Here is a 455-nt window from a genome sequence, read left to right on the forward strand (position 1 = left end):
GTTCGCTGCTTTCGGCGACGAGGTGGTCGCCTTGCCAGAAGAATTCGGTGGTTTGGCCATTGACGGTTTTGCTGATGCGTCGGCCGAAGGCGTCGTAGCGATAGCTGGCGGTCTGGCCGTCGGGGCGGGTCAGGCCGATCAGGCGGTGTTGACTGTCGTAGCGGTATTCGGTGACCAGTGTCTGCGCGCGGCCGCGACGTTCGCGGATCAGGTTGCCGAAGGCGTCGTAGTCGTAATGGCGGTCGCCCTGCATCAGCAGGCGGTTGCCCTGGATCTGGCTCGGGCCGGGACGATCCTGCATCAGCAGGTTGCCGGCCGGGTCGTGGGCGAAGCTTTCCGGCAGTTCGTCGCGCGAGTGATGTACGCGGATCAGCCGGTCGAGGGCGTCGTAGCCGTAGGTGCGCTGGCCGTGGCGGCTGTCGGCAATGTGCGCGAGATTGCCGTTGGCGCTGTAG

Annotated in this window: 1 protein-coding gene; it reads right to left on the bottom strand. The window is 65.7% G+C overall.

Going from position 1 to position 455, the window contains the following annotated elements; all coding sequences use genetic code 11:
* Nucleotides 1–455, bottom strand: a 455-nt coding sequence (locus M9827_RS27315) for an RHS repeat domain-containing protein (RefSeq protein ID WP_250608307.1), incomplete at both ends; no start/stop codon positions are given.

It is taken from the genome of Pseudomonas sp. AKS31 (genome assembly GCF_023634765.1).
In the GTDB taxonomy this organism is placed as follows: domain Bacteria; phylum Pseudomonadota; class Gammaproteobacteria; order Pseudomonadales; family Pseudomonadaceae; genus Aquipseudomonas.